This window comes from Sphingobacterium alimentarium (assembly GCF_004342685.1).
Taxonomy (GTDB): domain Bacteria; phylum Bacteroidota; class Bacteroidia; order Sphingobacteriales; family Sphingobacteriaceae; genus Sphingobacterium; species Sphingobacterium alimentarium.
The window spans coordinates 45,903-62,118 of sequence record NZ_SMBZ01000012.1 but is presented as its reverse complement, the minus strand read 5'-3'; the positions used below and the strand labels follow the sequence as shown (position 1 = coordinate 62,118).

The window sequence follows — 16,216 nt, the reverse complement described above, 5'->3', positions numbered from 1 at the left end:
GGGGTATTTGGGATAGTCAATAAAACAAAAAAAGCTTCTGAAATTTTCAGAAGCTTTTTTGTGGTGGTGCCAGCTGGATTCGAACCAGCGACACAAGGATTTTCAGTCCTTTGCTCTACCAACTGAGCTATGGCACCTTTCAAGTTTTTGTTNNNNCCCTTTTTTGTGGTGGTGCCAGCTGGATTCGAACCAGCGACACAAGGATTTTCAGTCCTTTGCTCTACCAACTGAGCTATGGCACCTTTCAAGTTTTTGTTTGGAAACTGTTACTTTCAGTTTTTTGTGGTGGTGCCAGCTGGATTCGAACCAGCGACACAAGGATTTTCAGTCCTTTGCTCTACCAACTGAGCTATGGCACCTTTCAAGTTTTTGTTTGGAAACTGTTACTTTCAGTTTTTATGGTGGTGCCAGCTGGATTCGAACCAGCGACACAAGGATTTTCAGTCCTTTGCTCTACCAACTGAGCTATGGCACCGTTTTTTATGCATTGAATTATCCTTCGTTGCGTTGCAAATGTAGCTTCTTTTTTTGAAATCTGAAACAATACGGCTAATTATTTTTATTGAAATTTCCAAATCGTTGATTTTGATTGAGATAAAATTACATGAAATAAACACGTTAATAGATGAAATAAGGGTATCTTTGCACTTTAATATTTTGTTATGAGTAAAAAGGGTAGAGTATTGGTCGCGATGAGTGGAGGCGTGGATAGTTCGGTCGCGGCAGTAATGTTGCACGAGCAGGGCTACGAGGTGATCGGTATTACGATGAAGACATGGGATTATGCAAGTTCTGGTGGATCATCGAAGGAGACAGGCTGCTGTAGTCTGGACAGTATCAATGATGCTCGTTCACTGGCTGTGAGCTATGGATTCCCCCATTATATACTGGATATAAGAAATGAGTTTGGCGATTATGTGATTGATAATTTCGTGGAGGAATATATCGCTGGACGTACGCCTAATCCATGCGTATTGTGTAATACGCATATCAAATGGGAAGCGTTAATCAAGCGTGCTGATAAATTGGATTGTGAATTTATTGCAACAGGACACTATGCCAATATTAGACAACACGATAATGGTCGCTATGTGATCTCCAAAGGTTTGGATGAGCACAAGGATCAATCCTACGTGCTGTGGGGAGTATCACAAGAGAACTTGGCACGTACCCAATTTCCTTTGGGATCGTTCAGGAAGTCCGAAATCAAGCAAATGGCATTGGAAATGGGACAACATGAATTGGCCAACAAATCGGAGAGCTATGAAATATGTTTCGTGCCGAATAATGACTATCGTGATTTCTTAAGAAACAAAAGACCAAGTTTGGATCAAGAAATTGGCCCTGGTAATTTTATCCTTTCAGATGGCACTGTGGTAGGTCAACATATCGGTTATCCTTACTTCACAATAGGTCAACGCAAGGGCTTGGGTATTGCTTTGGGCAAGCCAATGTTTGTGATTGAGATATTGCCGGAGAGTAATTCTGTAGTGTTGGGCGAGGAGCATGAGTTAGAAAAAACACAAGCATGGGTGCGAGATATTAATTTGGTGAAATATGCTTCTTTGGATCAACCGATGGAGGCTGTTACCAAAATTCGCTACAAAGATGCAGGTGCACAATCCATATTAACACAACATGGTGACAAAATGCAAGTGGATTTTCCACATGCGGTAAAAGGAATAGCACCGGGACAATCTGCCGTATTCTATGAAGGAAACGATCTATTAGGTGGCGGATTTTTGATGAAATAGGGAAGAAGTCTTTGATAGATAAAAAAAGAAAGCAAGCTATTACAGCTTGCTTTCTTTTTTTACTTTACGTTTTGCCGTAGTCGGCTTATTTTGTTGTTTGAAATCGTATTGACGTTCCAAGTACTTGATGATTTCTGCTGCGATATCTTTGCTTGTCGCATTTTCTATCCCTTCTAGACCCGGTGAAGAATTGACCTCCAATATCAAAGGTCCTCGGGAAGATTGAAGCATATCCACGCCCGCTACGGTCAGTCCCATAGCTTTGGCTGCTGCTACTGCCGTTTCTCTTTCCTTACGCGTCAATTTAATGATCTCTGCAGAGCCACCGCGATGCAAGTTGGAACGAAACTCACCTTCTTTGGCTGTACGTTTCATTGCACCTACGACCTTGCCATCTACCACAAAAGCACGTATATCCGAACCTTTTGCTTCTTTGATGTATTCTTGGATTAAAATATTATTTCCCAACCCATAGAATGCTTCAATCACAGATGATGCTGCTTTCTTCGTCTCTGCCAATACTACGCCGATACCTTGCGTGCCTTCGAGTAATTTGATCACCAAGGGTGCGCCGCCCACCATGTCGATGAGGTCGTCAACATCCGATGCCATACGAGCAAATCCTGTAGTCGGTAAGCCTAAGCCTGCACCCGAAAGGATTTGCATGCAACGCAGTTTATCTCTAGAGCGCGTAATCGCTTGACTCGGATTCGCGGAGATGACATCCATGACCTCAAATTGTCTGACGATTGCTGATCCATAAAATGTTACAGAGCTTCCAATACGCGGAATGATGGCATCGATATTATTGATGTCTTGTCCTTTATAATGAATACTCGGTTTACCTTGTTGTATTCCCACATAGCATTTACTATGATCCATGACGATACATTCATGCCCTCGTGCTATTGCTGCTTCTACCAGACGTCGTGTCGAATAGATGTTTTTGTTTGTCGATAAGACTGCTATTTTCACAAATATGCGTATTAGTGTTTATTATAAAACAAGAGAACTCTATAATTAGTTTTGATATTAGAAGGAGTTGGATGCTAAATTCTTTTTAGAAACATCTACAAGAAATTTTTTGCTAATAAAATTTCTACCTAATAACATAGGGTATGACATGGAAGATCGATCACGTAGCGACAATTTGATATCATATAGCTGGTCAAACATCCTGATTTTTGTAAGAAATATATGTCTGGTTTCGGTTTGCCCAAATGAACTTTTGACTACGCGTTCGCGGTGTATCGGAAAAGTAATGGTGAGGATTTCTTCGTCTTCCAAATGCGGCCGAATGTGACAAGTAATAAAACGCTTATCATCTTTTTCGGTGACGACAAAATCCTCACAATGTAAAACTGAAGTGTCCGCTCCGGTATCAATCTTGGCTTCGATATTGTACATCCCGAACTCAGGAAGATCAATAATCTCTACACGACCGATGATAAGCTTCTCCTTCACTAGAAAATATTATTCGTATATAAATGTGCCGTATGGCGATTGTACAGTGACTTTTTTGCTGTCAGCAGCTTCGACACGACCCACGATCTGTGCTGGAATACCGAAAGACTCAGAAATCGCAATGATGTCTTGCGCAATCTCTTCCGAAACATATAATTCCATGCGGTGACCCATGTTGAACACTTTGTACATTTCTTGCCAATCTGTATTCGATTCTTTTTGGATTAGTTCAAAAAGTGGAGGAATAGGAAACAAGTTGTCTTTGATGACATGCACATTGTCCACAAAGTGAAGTACTTTCGTCTGTGCACCTCCCGAACAGTGTACCATTCCATCAATTTGTGCGCGGTATTTGTCCAATATTTGTTTGATAACAGGAGCGTATGTACGCGTTGGTGATAATACCAGTTTGCCCGCAGTCACTTCTTCACCTGTCTCTGATGTGATTACGTCTGTCAAAGCTTTACCACCGGCAAATACCAAGTCGTATGGTACAGCTGGATCAAAGCTCTCAGGATATTTCTCTGCTATATATTTGCTGAATACATCATGACGCGCCGAAGTCAATCCATTGGATCCCATTCCGCCATTGTATTCTTTTTCGTAAGTCGCTTTTCCGTATGAAGCTAGACCCACAATGACATTTCCCGGCTTGATTTTATGATTCGAAATCACGTCTTCGCGTTTCATGCGGCAAGTCACGGTACTATCCACAATGATCGTGCGTACCAGGTCACCTACATCGGCAGTTTCGCCACCTGTAGAGTAGATACCTACACCCATTTCACGCAATTCGGCCAAAATTTCTTCTGTACCGTTGATGATTTCAGCGATTACTTCACCTGGAATGTTGTTTTTGTTACGACCGATAGTCGACGATAAGATGATATTATCAATTGCTCCCACGCACAATAAGTCATCTAGGTTCATAATGATGGCATCTTGAGCAATACCTTTCCAAACAGAGATATCTCCAGTTTCTTTCCAGTACACATAGGCTAAAGACGATTTTGTACCAGCACCATCTGCATGCATAATGTTGCACCATTGTTCATCACCACCCAATATATCGGGGATGATTTTACAAAAAGCTTTTGGAAATAAACCTTTGTCGATATTTTTTATGGCGTTGTGTACATCCTCTTTCCCAGCGGATACACCTCTTTGGTTGTATTTTAAGTCTGACATCTTGCCACAAAAATAATCAAAGCAGATGATTATAGCGAAAGTTTTTTACAAACACTGTCAGGCAGTTTTCCAGGACTAAATTTTGATAATTTCCCAATGTTGCAAGAGTTTATCTATAGAGAATTGTGCATTGGCAGGACTGCTACTCGGTAAGGTGATATAGCTGAGGTTATCTTGCTTTTGAAAATACTTATCAAAAAGTTTTTGAGCCTTCTGACCGTTGAATATAATTTTTGTAATAGTGGGATGTTGTGTTAATAATAGAGGGATGGGGTTAGGAATCACTTCCGAAATCGCTGTATCCATGCTTCCGGGACGTATTGCCGAAGCACAGACATCCCACAGCGCAATTTGGTTTTCTTTTATCAGTGCTATTCTTTGTGCGTAATCCGTTGAAAATTCCTTTCCGAATAGAGCAAACAATATTTTCCAGAAACGATTTTGTGGATGGGCATAATATTGGTTTTTTGCGATTGATAAATCACCGGGCAAAGATCCCAATATTAAGATTCTAGGCTTTAGAGGAAGGATAGGGGCAAAAGATTGTTTGAGCATGATTTCTTAGTTATTTACAAAAAGGATTCATTTCAATACCTGAAAAATTAAGGACATAAAATGGTTCATACACGCATCTAATTCTACCAGGATTTGTGGAATTGTCCCTCATTTCCCGTACCTCAGATTCATAGGAAAGGTCGTCGACTTTGTCCAGACACTGATGATCCTCTGGTTTTAAAGTTTTAAGCTGTGTATTTATCATCGTAATATTCAGGAATCCTATGAAAAACTTTGGTGAAAAAGTAATGGAATCTGTGGATGAACTTTCTTCTGCTTTAAAATCGAAATCAACTTTTTCATTGGAAAATTGATGAATCATATAACCATAAGGTTTAAATATGGGATTTATCTCATCTTTGAAGTTGGAATAAATAAAACTTGATTTAATAGTGCATTCAGTGATAATTCATGACTTTGGTTCCTTCCTAAAAAATCGCTCACTTCTTTTTGATTAAATTTAAAATTGTATTGCGATAATATACCACCCCGAAATCCAAGATTAAATGTGGATGAATGATAAGCACTGAAATATTTTGGTAGTAGGTCTTTTAGCTTTTCTATAGATTCGTGGAGAGAGAGAAGATTTTGATGCTGACGTCGAATGCCGATATAATTTTGCGATATATCAAATAAATAAACACTAGAGTCGATGGTAGAGAGATGTACATAATGTAATCTCAACTTTGTCAATGCACTATCGTGGCTTGCAAGAGCATCGCTTGATTTCTGTTGATTTGTCTTTTGCGAGGGACTGCAACTGTAAAGAGATAAAATCAAATATAAATATATAAAAGGTCTCATAAAGTGTAACCTTTGAAACTTAAATATACTAAATTTTACAACAATCCCTGCTTCTCTTCCATTTCAAAAACGGAGTCAATTTGCCACTTCAGAGGATCTTTTGATGCTGCTACGGCTAATTTATCGCAGCGCTCATTTAAAGCATGTCCCGCATGACCTTTCACCCAAACCAACTTCACATCGTGCAATTTGTAGGACTGCATCAATCGCATCCACAAGTCTTTGTTTTTCTTGCCAGCAAAACCTTTCTGAATCCAGCCGTTGATCCATTTTTTGTCAATAGCATCAATGAAATATTTTGAATCCGAATAGATAGTTACTTTTTGTTTTATATTCTTTAAGGCTTCCAAGCCGACGATAACAGCCATCAATTCCATGCGGTTGTTGGTCGTTCTGCGGTAACCGCCTGAAAATTCTTTTTCGATAAGTTTGCCTTGAAATTCTGGATTCGTCCCCGTGTATATAGTTCGCAATATAGTTCCATACCCACCTGGTCCTGGATTTCCACTCGAAGCGCCGTCAGTATATAATTCAATCATTGACTACAAAACTACGATTTTGTATTCATTATTGCTGTTTGTCCTCTCGAAATCCTTATTTTTAAACAATAACCAATATCATGTTATGAAAAAGAAACTTTTGGCAGTTTTGTCCTGCTTATTTGCCCTTCCTACGTTAGCACAAGACGTGAAACCTGCCGAATCAAAAAAGATGGAATGGTTTGATGATGCCAAGTTGGGTATTTTCATTCATTGGAGAATTTATGCCGTAGATGGCATATCTGAATCTTGGTCATTTTTCAATAATTATATTAGCCATGATAATTACCTAAAACAACTGGATGGTTTTACTGCAGAGAAATATAATCCACAAGAATGGGCTTCTTTAATCAAAGAATCTGGTGCAAAATATACAGTAATTACGTCAAAGCATCATGATGGTATCGCGCTTTGGGATAGCAAAGGGAAAAGTGGCTTGACGACAGTGAAGGATGCTATGGCTAAGCAAGATGTTTTATCACCATTTGTCGCTGCAATCAAAAAACAAGGTTTGAAAACAGGGTTATACTATTCATTACCCGATTGGAGTCATCCAGATTATAATATTAAAACACGTACGCAAAAGCGATATATTGTACAAGAAGATACAAAACGTTGGGGGGCATTTGTTGATTTTTACCAAACCCAATTAAAAGAGCTATCTCAACAATTTAAGCCTGATTTATTATGGTTTGACGGTGATTGGGAACATTCATCCGAAGAATGGAAAGCTGAACAAAGTCTGGCTTTATTACGCAAATACAATCCAAATATTATTATTAACTCGCGACTCAATCATCATGGGGACTATGAAACTCCCGAGCAGGGAATTCCTGTGGTGCGTCCGCAAAGTCGTTATTGGGAGTTGTGTTATACGATGAATGATTCGTGGGGATATCACCCATTCGATAGGAAATATAAAACACCAAATATGATAATTCGAACATTGGTGGATTGTATTTCTATGGGGGGTAATTTATTGCTTGACATTGGTCCCAAAGCTGACGGAACAATTCCCGAAGAGCAAGTGGCTATTCTCAAAGAACTGGGTACATGGACAAGTAAATATAAAGAAGCTGTATATGGAACAAGAGCATGAGTAGCATTTAGGTATACCAATGAAAAAACAGCTTTCTCCAAAGATGGTAAGACGATGTTTGTATATCTTGATGCGGAGAAAAACAGTTTTAATTTATTTAGTTTAGGATCTAAACCTACGGCTATTCGAAATTTGAATACATTATCTAATCTTGATTTTGACTACAACGGATATGATTTGAAGGTGCCTTTGTCTGACTCAGATTTTGATAAGGATGTCACTGTATTAGCGATAGATTTTGAAGATAAACCTTCTTTTGATGTACGAAGAATGTCGCTTCCTATTGATCGTTACACTATTTTGAACATGCAAGATATCAATAAGCTAATTCCACTTTTAGTTCAGCGCACTTACTTTGGTGATAATTTGCTACAATTTGTTATTAACGAGGATGGTAGTCAGATACATGAAGATTATGAATTTAAGTCAGAACAATCAAAGGATTGGATTAAGAAGCACGCGGAAGTGTTTCATAATGCCAATAAAGGCATAGATAAAAATCACTATGCAGGTTACTCAGCATTGTCACCGGATAAGCAGACGCTTTACTTATTTGTAGAGGGTAAACCAACAGGTCCTATTGCCTTGAAAGGAATAAAAAACGCCATATCTAGAATACGTATTGTAGGAGATGGGTTCATGATTAATCACAAAATTTATAATAAGTTGTATTGGTCTGATAGACCTGGAATTATCTATATCGATGTGCCCGCAGATCGTTTAGATGAGCACATGACTGTTATCGCAGTGCTATTAGATAAACCGATAGAGTTACACAAAGAAGAAGTGAAAGCTATCGAAAGTAACTTATAGAAAAATGTGGATTCGGAATGCCTAATAAGGTATTCCGAATTTTCTTTTTAGGGGTCTAAAAATTATAGAAGTCAATACGACAATCAACAAGCCGATAATACAGCCTACTGCCACCGAACCGAATCGATAAATAGGGGCTTCAACAAATCCGGTTTGATGCGGTTGAACCATGATAATCAATAACGCCACTAAAGCTACGCGAGCCATATTCAATACATTGAACAAGCGACAAACAATAATAGTAACGAAAATACCGGCAATGATGGTGTACACATTGGGCTCCAAGAATAAAAGCATGACCATTGCAACTGCAGAGCCGATAAAATTGGATTTGAATCGTTCAATAGACAGTCTTCTGGTGTCTTTTTCTTCCGGTGAAATAACCAATATGATGGATAATAATGTCCAGAACAACTCGAAATCAGGATATGTAATGTATAGTTTATACCCAATTAAAAAACCGATACAACATCGAAGGATATAAATTAATACAGGCGAGGAAGCAATTCTTTTTAGTATAGGGTCAAGCATTAACGGTGTTGATTTTGAGCTACAAAATTAAGCATTGTATTATCTTTCGTACAATCTATTTTGTGTTTTTAAGTTAACATTAGACTTTGTAAGTTTGGTTAAGCGATTTAAATAATTGAAACACTATAATCTGTTGTATTATGCATTACCGTTTTTTTAATTTTTTGCTCTGTATGTTATCTATAGTCATGCTGAGTAGTATGCAGACGAAGTCTGAAAAACCGAAATCTTCGACTAAAAGTTTAATCACTTTGACGTATAATATTCATCACGGTGCGCCTGACAAATCGGATGTGGTGAATCTACAAGATATAGCCGATGTAATCAAAAAAAGCGGTGCTGCACTCGTGGCTTTGCAAGAAATAGATGTAAATGTACCCCGTTCGGGAAATACGCATCAAGCCGAAGAACTCGCTAAATTGCTAGATATGCATTTTTATTTTTCCAAATCTATCGATTATAGTGGGGGAGAATATGGTGTAGCAATATTAAGTAAGTACCCTTTGAGTAATACGCGCAATGAACTTCTTCCTATGCCGACTTCTGGAGAGCAACGAAGTATAGCATTAGCAACGGTAAATTTGCCGGGAGATAAATCTATAGAATTTGCTTCAACGCATCTGGACCTGAACGCCGAAAACCGCATGGCACAGGTGATACATTTGAATGAATTAAGTCAAAAGCTCAATAAACCCTTATTTATAGGAGGAGATTATAATGCACAACCTCATTCCGCTGAAATGCTCACTTTGAAAAAAGAGTTTACCTTGTCATGTATGGAAGAGTGTCCCCTTACTATCCCAGTGAAAAATCCGGCACGAGCGATTGATTTTGTGGCACATAATAAATTGGCTACAAGTCAATTTAAGTTTCAATATGCTACCGCTATGGAAGGAGAGTATGCTTCTGACCATTTACCGCTGATAGCGATATACACATATGAGTTCTAATAGGCGATGCTAAAAACACAAAAACCTTCCAATCGGAAGGTTTTTGTGTTTATTTTGCTGAGATGCTGACTTTGCCCTCACGCCCTGGAGATCCTGAATAGATCTGACCTTGTGGTACACCTCGGAGTCCCGGAGCACTGCTGCGGATTTGATCATAAATATTTCTCAAATCAGATGCTGCCACCACTCTCAAGCCGCCCGGGGTGGTGTCTGTATGTAAATAATTTTTTGCTTTTTTGTCGGTGGTCTGGGGATGAATACCATTACCGTCGTATTTTAAATTGATATCACCGGCATCACCATTGGGATGAGTTCTAAATCCATTCGTCGCATCCATTCCCTTGGCAACAATAAAAAGTGATCCTAATTTTTGGAAGTTGAAATCTAAATCAAAATTAGAAGCATTGTTCTTACCCGCTACCCCGCTAATAAATGCTCTATCGCCTATTTCAGCGTGATTAACAGTGATTTTCACATCTTTTTTACCATAAAACTGCAACGAAGAACGGTCTTTCATGATTAAGGTGTCAATGTGAATAACTACCGATGAATCTCTACTGTCAAAAACTTCTTTTTGCTTTTTGTCCAAGACTAATTTTGATATTTTTATCTCGTTGCTCTGAGCATGTACAGAGGCTGTCATTGCAATCCATGAAAACAGTAATCCTATTATTGTGCTAAATCTCATAATGAGCTCCTTTGTTTTATTCTTGTAAATAGCGTACGATAAGTTTTGCCGTACGGGAGGATGCGCCAGGTTCTCCAAGTTTTTCTGCAAGAACATCATAATTCTCCATTATACTTGCACGATGTTCCGCATCCATTATTATTTTCCCTACCTCTTCCTTGATATCGCTTGTCGTACAATTCTCTTGTATCAACTCAATTACAGACAAATAATCATTGATAAGGTTTACTAAGGAAATAAATTTGACTTTAATAAGTTTTCGCGCTATCCACACCGAAATCGGGTTTGCTTTGTAAACTACAACCTGAGGAACTTTCAAAATTCCCGTTTCTAAGGTGGCTGTGCCGCTTGTCACGACAGCTACTTCGGCATTGCGAAGCAAATCATAGGTCTGATCAAAAACAATGGGTATATCCAGATTGCCGATATATTTTTCGTAGTAGGCTTTGTCAAAATTAGGGGCACCCGCGATGACCAACTGATGTTTTGGAAATGAAAAACTCAATTCCACCATTTCGGGAAGTATTTCATCGATTTCCATCTTGCGACTGCCTGGAAGTAAAGCAATGATTGGTTCCTCTGAAAGGTTGTTGTCCTGCCTGAAATTCGGATTAAACCTGTAATCCGAAATCGCATCCAGTAATGGGTTGCCGACATAATCCACCTTCATTCCGAAACGCTTGTAGAAATCAACTTCAAAAGGAAGAATGCAAAACATATGGTCGACTACTTTTTTGATTTTGTGAACACGACTTTGGTTCCATGCCCATATTTTGGGAGAAATATAATAGCATACTTTAATACCTTGTTGCTTAGCGAATGAAGCGATTTTCAGGTTGAAGCCCGGGAAATCAATCAAGATTATGGTATCAGGACGATATTTTAAGATATCTTCTTTTACAGATTTGAGGTTTCTAGAGATGGTTTTTAGATTTTTGAGTACTTCTACAAAGCCCATAAAAGCCATTTGAGAAGTGTGAATCAAAGGAGTCTGACCGGATGCTTCTTGCATCTGATTGCCGCCTACTATTCTAAAATCAGCCTGCTGATCTTCAATTTTTAATGCTTTGATCAAATTAGCGCCATGCAAATCTCCTGATGTTTCTCCTGCTACAATATAGTATTTCATGTATATCTCCTTTTGAATCCTTAAAGATAAGTATTCTTTAAGGATGGATGCAGAAATCTAACACATTCCATAATCGCTCCCGGAAAAAATTACATAAAATCAAAAAAGGTGATCCTTCATAGAATCACCTTTGGCAAACAATATTTTTATGTTGGCTAGATACCTAATTCAACTTGGAACATCCCGCCCCAAGCGTTTTTATTATGCGTGTTCGAATAGATACCATCTTTCACCGTATAATTCGCATTTAGCTGAAATTTCAACCGATGGGCTTTCATGTATTTTGTCAATCCCATTTCAAGGACTTCAGTTTGATTCTCGAAGGAGGCAATTTGCTGATGTGGTTTTACGTACGTGTAGCGGGCAGCTACTTCATATCCTTTATTCAGTAAGTAGGAAGTCTGTTGATTCACACCCCAACCTTTGTACGCATAGGTTTGCTCCGATGGATCCTCTTCCAGGACATTCAGCGGATTGTCTACATCACGACGCATATATTCAACTTGATAGGCAAACCCTTGGTATTTGAATATGGCGTCCGCAAAACCTGTTTTGAGGGTGAAGGGATTTAAAACATACTTGCCCAATTGTCCACCTTCGCGAATGGTCCGGTCATTATAGCTGTAGCCGCCGCCAATAGAAAGTTTAGGTTTTTCCTCTCGTTCTAGGTCTCCTTCCGAATAATCGCCTGAATTTTCAAATTCACCCAAAGGCAAAAATTCAATTCTTCCGGTATAGGCTAGGCCATCGTCCGTCGATAGGGCAGGTCTTCCTTCACCCGTCGAGATAGCTGCTTTGGCATTGAAGGGCATACTACCAATTTTCTTGCTTAGATTGAGCGTAACACCAAAATCACGATCCACAGTAAAATTGCTGTTTACCAAAGAACGATCCGCAAATTGGAGCTGTCCAGAGGAATTCACCCGTTGTCTGTTGCCTGGTAATTTATTTTGACCGAATGAAATATAAAAATCATCCGAAAAATTATAAAATACGACTGCATCTCGGACGATATTGGCGATACCTGTATCGTCATAATCTTGATCGCCACGTGTGAAAGCCAATTGTACGGAGTACGAGATTTTCGGTGTGTAAATGTACCCATCCATCCGCATACGCAGGCGGCGGATTCGTGCGTCAAATTTACCATTATCCTCATTGTCTATTACGTTGCTGAAACCTAGACGGTTTTGCATACGAAATCTAAAGTTGGTATAGAATAAGGAGTCTTGGGAGGTATATTGAATGCCTTTGAAATTCAGAATAGTGGCACGGTCATCGCGCTCCTGTGCTTGCACAGAGCTGGATACAAATAAAATAAATGCTGCAGCTGCAGCATGTACCATGTTAAGCTTCATCTTAGATAGTTAAGTTTATATTCTAACTTGTTTCATTGTAAGTGTATGCTGTTAAATTTAATTTTAACTTAACACAAATATATACTTACATTCTGTAAAAACTTGAGAATTTTAAATAAGTAACAATTTCTTAACACCAATAATGGGCTTCTTCTTGTCGAGAACTTAACGATTTAATTGCTATTGTAGCTCTTTCTCTGCTTCTCGGGCGTCGATCTGATGTTGCTTGTAGTTTTCGATGGCGTTTTTGCTGGCTTTTTGCGACACATAAATCGCTACTATGGCGATTACGGTGACTACAGATAGTCCCCAAGCATATTTGCGCTTATCTTGCTTTACTAACCAGTACATAACGAAGATATAGGGAATAGCGAAAATGATGTAAAATATAATGCTTGGACCAACCATGATTTTTAATTTATTGTCAATACCACAAAATTAGAGTATTTAATAGGATAAACAAAATCAAGTAAGTATATTGAATGAAAATGTGATAGGAATATGATGGGTAAAAATGATTTTAAACATTTCAACGAATAGTAAGTCTTATTGACATATTAGCGGAATTGCTGAAAGGGTGTTTTATTTTTTTGAAAAAAACAACAATTCAATTGCATAAACAAAAAAATAATTTAATACTTTTGCGCTGTCAGATTTTAAGAAAGAAAACATTAAATACAATGTATTGTACAAGAGCCAATAGCACAACCCAAAGACAAGCTTTCAACAAGCTTGTGCAGTTGCTAATTGCCTCTTTCACTAGGTTGAATTGTCCAATTCTGCGATTTCGACGACCTATTCTGCCTCGAGCTTGATTCCAGAGGCAGAGCACATTCGTTTCATTAGAATTCGTGTAGCTCTACGAATTTATTTACCCTTAGTTATTTTATTATTTGCACATCAGTGCGTTAATTATTAGGTCGACATCTTAAGATGACAATTTCAGATTTTTTAATTATTCCTGCGACAGCTGAACACGTAGTACATGCTGAAGCAATCTGTAGCGAAATGTTTGAGTCTGCAAAGGCACGTGGAACAGGTATTGCCAGACGTAAGCCGGAGTATATCGCTAATAAGATCGTAGAAGGAAAAGCGGTCATTGCTTTACACAAGGATGGTCGCTGGGCAGGGTTTTGCTATATCGAAACCTGGTCGCATGGGGATTATGTGGCCAATTCTGGTCTTATCGTAAGTCCTGAATTTCGTAAAGTCGGTCTAGCAAAAGCGATTAAGAAACGTGTTTTCGAACTTTCGCACGAGAAATATCCGAAGGCTAAGATTTTTGGATTGACTACGGGGTTGGCGGTAATGAAGATTAACTCCGAATTGGGCTATGAGCCTGTTACGTATTCGGAATTGACACAAGATGAGGAGTTTTGGGCAGGCTGCAAAAGCTGTATCAACTATGATATCTTGGTGAGCAAGGAGCGCAAAAACTGTATGTGTACGGCTATGCTGTGGGATCCGGAGGAAAAGGCCAAAGAACTACAAGAGCGATTGAAGCGAAGAGCAGAAGCTAAAGAACGTTTGGAAAGAATTTCGAAAAAACAATCCTTGCTGAAGCGTATTGAAGCAAAACTGTGGGGCAGTACGAAAAAGATTATTGCTACGGTATTTCCAGTTAGCGTGAAAACAGCAAAGAATTATAATTAGTACATTTGTAAAGCTTTAGGAATAAAGCTTATTACTCTAAAATATAGCATAAAAGAATGAAAAAAGTAGTTTTAGCATTTAGTGGTGGTCTAGATACATCGTTTTGTTGTATTTATCTATCCAAAGATTTGGGCTTAGAAGTACACTCTGTAGTCGTTAATACAGGTGGTTTCTCGGCTGAAGAAATCAAGAATATCGAGGCTCGTGCGTATGAGTTGGGTGTAAAATCACATACTACAATAGACGAGACTGAAAACTACTACCGCGATACTATTAAATATTTGATCTTTGGTAATGTATTGAAAAATGCTACCTATCCATTGTCTGTATCTGCTGAGCGTGTTTGTCAAGCTACGGCTATTGCCAACTATGCGAAGAAAATTGGTGCAGAGTCTGTAGCACACGGTTCTACAGGAGCGGGTAATGATCAAGTTCGTTTTGATATGATTTTTAACACTTTGATTCCGGGTGTTGAAATTATTACGCCAATCCGCGATCTTAAATTATCGCGTGAGGCAGAAATTGACTATTTAGCACAGCATGGTTTTCCATATAGCGCTGAAAAGGCTAAATATTCGATCAATAAAGGACTTTGGGGTACTTCAGTAGGTGGTGCGGAGACATTGACATCCAACCAATACTTGCCAGAATCCGCTTGGCCTACAGCTGCGACTTCTACAGAGCCGCAAACGGTAACTATTGATTTCGAAAAAGGTGAACCTGTAGCGTTAAATGGTGAAAAAATTGGTGCCGTTAAAGTTATTCAGCAATTACAAGATTTAGCACAGCCTTACGGTATTGGTCGTGACATTCACGTAGGAGATACGATTATCGGTATCAAAGGACGTGTAGGTTTTGAGGCTGCTGCTCCGATTATCCTAGTGAAAGCACACCATACTTTAGAGAAACATACACTTACGAAATGGCAATTGGCTTGGAAAGACCAGATCGCTGGTTTCTACGGAAACTGGATGCACGAAGGTCAAATGCACGATCCAGTAATGCGTGATATCGAAGCATTTTTGTCTTCATCTCAAGAAACCGTAACAGGTCGCGTTATTGTGGAATTGCACCCATACCGTTTTGTGATTGTAGGTATAGAATCGGAGCACGATTTGATGAATAATAAATTTGGTAGCTACGGTGAGATGAACGAAGGTTACACAGGAGATGACGTAAAAGGATTCTCAAAAATCTTCGGAAACCAAACGATCATCTGGCACAAAGTAAATAGCAAAGGTTAATGATTTCTTTTGGTACATTAGATAATTTACCTGATTTAGTAGGCCTATTCGATAAATATAGAATCTTTTATAAGAAAGATTCCGATTTAAAAGGGGCTGAGCAATTCTTATCTGAACGTATCAAAAATCAAGAATCTGTTATTTATATCTATTACGATAAAAATATTGCGGTAGGGTTCACACAGCTCTACCCAACATATTCTTCAGCACGAATGGTCAAAAACTGGATTTTGAATGATTTATTCGTGCTAGAAGAATATAGAAAAACTGGAGTAGCTACTCAGTTAATAAATAAAGTTATTGAATTTGCTAAATCCAACGACGCAAATTTTGTACAGTTAGAAACCCAAGTTGATAATTTCGTAGCGCAAAAGCTCTATCAACATTTAGGCTTTGAGTTGCAGGAACCTGATAAAGAATTCCTGCTTTACAAGAAGTTTATATAAA

Annotated in this window: 17 protein-coding genes and 4 tRNA genes; 7 read left to right on the top strand and 14 right to left on the bottom strand. The window is 38.7% G+C overall.

Annotated elements, in window-relative coordinates; translation table 11 throughout:
- Positions 1–61 precede the first annotated feature (61 nt).
- The 4 genes from EDC17_RS06405 to EDC17_RS06390 form a co-directional block, all read right to left on the bottom strand.
- Positions 62–137: transfer RNA gene (locus EDC17_RS06405), tRNA-Phe, on the bottom strand.
- A 29-nt stretch (positions 138–166) separates the two neighbouring features.
- Positions 167–242, bottom strand: a tRNA-Phe gene (locus EDC17_RS06400).
- 41 nt (positions 243–283) lie between these two features.
- Positions 284–359 (bottom strand) — tRNA-Phe (locus EDC17_RS06395).
- Between the two features lie 40 nt (positions 360–399).
- A tRNA-Phe gene (locus tag EDC17_RS06390) sits at positions 400–475 on the bottom strand.
- Positions 476–662: 187 nt separating this feature from the next.
- On the opposite strand from EDC17_RS06390, the gene mnmA reads away from it, so the two are divergent.
- Positions 663–1,754 carry a tRNA 2-thiouridine(34) synthase MnmA gene (gene mnmA / locus EDC17_RS06385; RefSeq protein ID WP_132777313.1) on the top strand — a complete coding sequence of 364 codons (1,092 nt, stop codon included), beginning with the start codon at positions 663–665 and terminating at the stop codon, positions 1,752–1,754.
- 39 nt (positions 1,755–1,793) lie between these two features.
- Here the strand turns inward: mnmA and rimK are convergent, their stop codons facing one another.
- The 5 genes from rimK to rnhA form a co-directional block, all read right to left on the bottom strand.
- Positions 1,794–2,729, bottom strand: coding sequence for a 30S ribosomal protein S6--L-glutamate ligase (rimK, locus tag EDC17_RS06380; RefSeq protein ID WP_132777312.1), 936 nt, complete (start codon positions 2,727–2,729; stop codon positions 1,794–1,796).
- A gap of 57 nt (positions 2,730–2,786) precedes the next feature.
- Positions 2,787–3,218 carry an ATP-dependent zinc protease family protein gene (locus EDC17_RS06375; protein WP_243646064.1) on the bottom strand — a complete coding sequence of 144 codons (432 nt, stop codon included), beginning with the start codon at positions 3,216–3,218 and terminating at the stop codon, positions 2,787–2,789.
- 9 nt (positions 3,219–3,227) lie between these two features.
- The gene (locus tag EDC17_RS06370; protein ID WP_132777311.1) at positions 3,228–4,406 is read right to left on the bottom strand and encodes an AIR synthase related protein; all 1,179 of its coding nucleotides are present in this window, start codon (positions 4,404–4,406) and stop codon (positions 3,228–3,230) included.
- Positions 4,407–4,481: 75 nt separating this feature from the next.
- Positions 4,482–4,961 (bottom strand): DNA-deoxyinosine glycosylase, encoded by a 480-nt coding sequence (locus EDC17_RS06365; RefSeq protein ID WP_132777310.1) that lies wholly within the window; start codon positions 4,959–4,961, stop codon positions 4,482–4,484.
- 839 nt (positions 4,962–5,800) lie between these two features.
- Complete coding sequence (gene rnhA / locus EDC17_RS06355; protein WP_132777308.1) at positions 5,801–6,304, bottom strand: ribonuclease HI; 504 nt, start codon at positions 6,302–6,304, stop codon at positions 5,801–5,803.
- Between the two features lie 85 nt (positions 6,305–6,389).
- Between rnhA and EDC17_RS17215 the strand changes: the two genes are divergently transcribed.
- Both EDC17_RS17215 and EDC17_RS17210 read left to right on the top strand, forming a co-directional pair.
- On the top strand, positions 6,390–7,403 hold the full coding sequence (locus tag EDC17_RS17215; protein WP_132777307.1) for an alpha-L-fucosidase: 1,014 nt from the start codon (positions 6,390–6,392) through the stop codon (positions 7,401–7,403).
- 54 nt (positions 7,404–7,457) lie between these two features.
- A complete protein-coding gene (locus EDC17_RS17210) occupies positions 7,458–8,216 on the top strand; it encodes a hypothetical protein (RefSeq protein WP_132777306.1) in 759 nt (252 codons plus the stop codon).
- A 21-nt stretch (positions 8,217–8,237) separates the two neighbouring features.
- Here the strand turns inward: EDC17_RS17210 and EDC17_RS06340 are convergent, their stop codons facing one another.
- The gene (locus tag EDC17_RS06340; protein WP_132777305.1) at positions 8,238–8,747 is read right to left on the bottom strand and encodes an FUSC family protein; all 510 of its coding nucleotides are present in this window, start codon (positions 8,745–8,747) and stop codon (positions 8,238–8,240) included.
- Between the two features lie 200 nt (positions 8,748–8,947).
- On the opposite strand from EDC17_RS06340, the gene EDC17_RS06335 reads away from it, so the two are divergent.
- Positions 8,948–9,697 (top strand): endonuclease/exonuclease/phosphatase family protein, encoded by a 750-nt coding sequence (locus EDC17_RS06335; RefSeq protein ID WP_243646063.1) that lies wholly within the window; start codon positions 8,948–8,950, stop codon positions 9,695–9,697.
- Positions 9,698–9,746: 49 nt separating this feature from the next.
- On the opposite strand, the gene EDC17_RS06330 is transcribed toward EDC17_RS06335, so the two are convergent.
- The 4 genes from EDC17_RS06330 to EDC17_RS06315 form a co-directional block, all read right to left on the bottom strand.
- The gene (locus EDC17_RS06330) at positions 9,747–10,385 is read right to left on the bottom strand and encodes a hypothetical protein (protein WP_132777303.1); all 639 of its coding nucleotides are present in this window, start codon (positions 10,383–10,385) and stop codon (positions 9,747–9,749) included.
- A 16-nt stretch (positions 10,386–10,401) separates the two neighbouring features.
- On the bottom strand, positions 10,402–11,514 hold the full coding sequence (gene lpxB / locus EDC17_RS06325) for a lipid-A-disaccharide synthase (protein WP_132777302.1): 1,113 nt from the start codon (positions 11,512–11,514) through the stop codon (positions 10,402–10,404).
- Between the two features lie 155 nt (positions 11,515–11,669).
- The gene (locus EDC17_RS06320; protein ID WP_132777301.1) at positions 11,670–12,872 is read right to left on the bottom strand and encodes a porin; all 1,203 of its coding nucleotides are present in this window, start codon (positions 12,870–12,872) and stop codon (positions 11,670–11,672) included.
- A 180-nt stretch (positions 12,873–13,052) separates the two neighbouring features.
- A complete protein-coding gene (locus EDC17_RS06315) occupies positions 13,053–13,223 on the bottom strand; it encodes a hypothetical protein (protein ID WP_243646062.1) in 171 nt (56 codons plus the stop codon).
- Between the two features lie 582 nt (positions 13,224–13,805).
- Here EDC17_RS06315 and EDC17_RS06310 point away from each other — a divergent pair.
- From EDC17_RS06310 to EDC17_RS06300, 3 genes are read left to right on the top strand one after another with little or no spacing between them, the layout of a single operon-like run.
- The gene (locus tag EDC17_RS06310) at positions 13,806–14,525 is read left to right on the top strand and encodes a GNAT family N-acetyltransferase (protein ID WP_132777299.1); all 720 of its coding nucleotides are present in this window, start codon (positions 13,806–13,808) and stop codon (positions 14,523–14,525) included.
- A 56-nt stretch (positions 14,526–14,581) separates the two neighbouring features.
- A complete protein-coding gene (gene argG, locus EDC17_RS06305) occupies positions 14,582–15,769 on the top strand; it encodes an argininosuccinate synthase (protein ID WP_132777298.1) in 1,188 nt (395 codons plus the stop codon).
- Positions 15,769–16,215 carry a GNAT family N-acetyltransferase gene (locus EDC17_RS06300; RefSeq protein WP_132777297.1) on the top strand — a complete coding sequence of 149 codons (447 nt, stop codon included), beginning with the start codon at positions 15,769–15,771 and terminating at the stop codon, positions 16,213–16,215. The genes argG and EDC17_RS06300 overlap by 1 nt, the downstream gene beginning before the upstream one ends.
- Position 16,216: the final 1 nt, after the last annotated feature.

Bases quoted from the DNA above. Each gene is read 5' to 3' on its own strand.
- mnmA (WP_132777313.1), top strand. From the start codon at position 663: ATGAGTAAAAAGGGTAGAGTATTGGTCGCGATGAGTGGAGGCGTGGAT.
- EDC17_RS06370 (WP_132777311.1), bottom strand. From the start codon at position 4,406: ATGTCAGACTTAAAATACAACCAAAGAGGTGTATCCGCTGGGAAAGAG.
- EDC17_RS06365 (WP_132777310.1), bottom strand. From the start codon at position 4,961: ATGCTCAAACAATCTTTTGCCCCTATCCTTCCTCTAAAGCCTAGAATC.
- rnhA (WP_132777308.1), bottom strand. From the start codon at position 6,304: ATGATTGAATTATATACTGACGGCGCTTCGAGTGGAAATCCAGGACCA.
- EDC17_RS17215 (WP_132777307.1), top strand. From the start codon at position 6,390: ATGAAAAAGAAACTTTTGGCAGTTTTGTCCTGCTTATTTGCCCTTCCT.
- EDC17_RS17210 (WP_132777306.1), top strand. From the start codon at position 7,458: ATGTTTGTATATCTTGATGCGGAGAAAAACAGTTTTAATTTATTTAGT.
- EDC17_RS06340 (WP_132777305.1), bottom strand. From the start codon at position 8,747: ATGCTTGACCCTATACTAAAAAGAATTGCTTCCTCGCCTGTATTAATT.
- EDC17_RS06335 (WP_243646063.1), top strand. From the start codon at position 8,948: ATGCAGACGAAGTCTGAAAAACCGAAATCTTCGACTAAAAGTTTAATC.
- EDC17_RS06330 (WP_132777303.1), bottom strand. From the start codon at position 10,385: ATGAGATTTAGCACAATAATAGGATTACTGTTTTCATGGATTGCAATG.
- lpxB (WP_132777302.1), bottom strand. From the start codon at position 11,514: ATGAAATACTATATTGTAGCAGGAGAAACATCAGGAGATTTGCATGGC.
- EDC17_RS06320 (WP_132777301.1), bottom strand. From the start codon at position 12,872: ATGAAGCTTAACATGGTACATGCTGCAGCTGCAGCATTTATTTTATTT.
- EDC17_RS06315 (WP_243646062.1), bottom strand. From the start codon at position 13,223: ATGTACTGGTTAGTAAAGCAAGATAAGCGCAAATATGCTTGGGGACTA.
- EDC17_RS06310 (WP_132777299.1), top strand. From the start codon at position 13,806: ATGACAATTTCAGATTTTTTAATTATTCCTGCGACAGCTGAACACGTA.
- argG (WP_132777298.1), top strand. From the start codon at position 14,582: ATGAAAAAAGTAGTTTTAGCATTTAGTGGTGGTCTAGATACATCGTTT.
- EDC17_RS06300 (WP_132777297.1), top strand. From the start codon at position 15,769: ATGATTTCTTTTGGTACATTAGATAATTTACCTGATTTAGTAGGCCTA.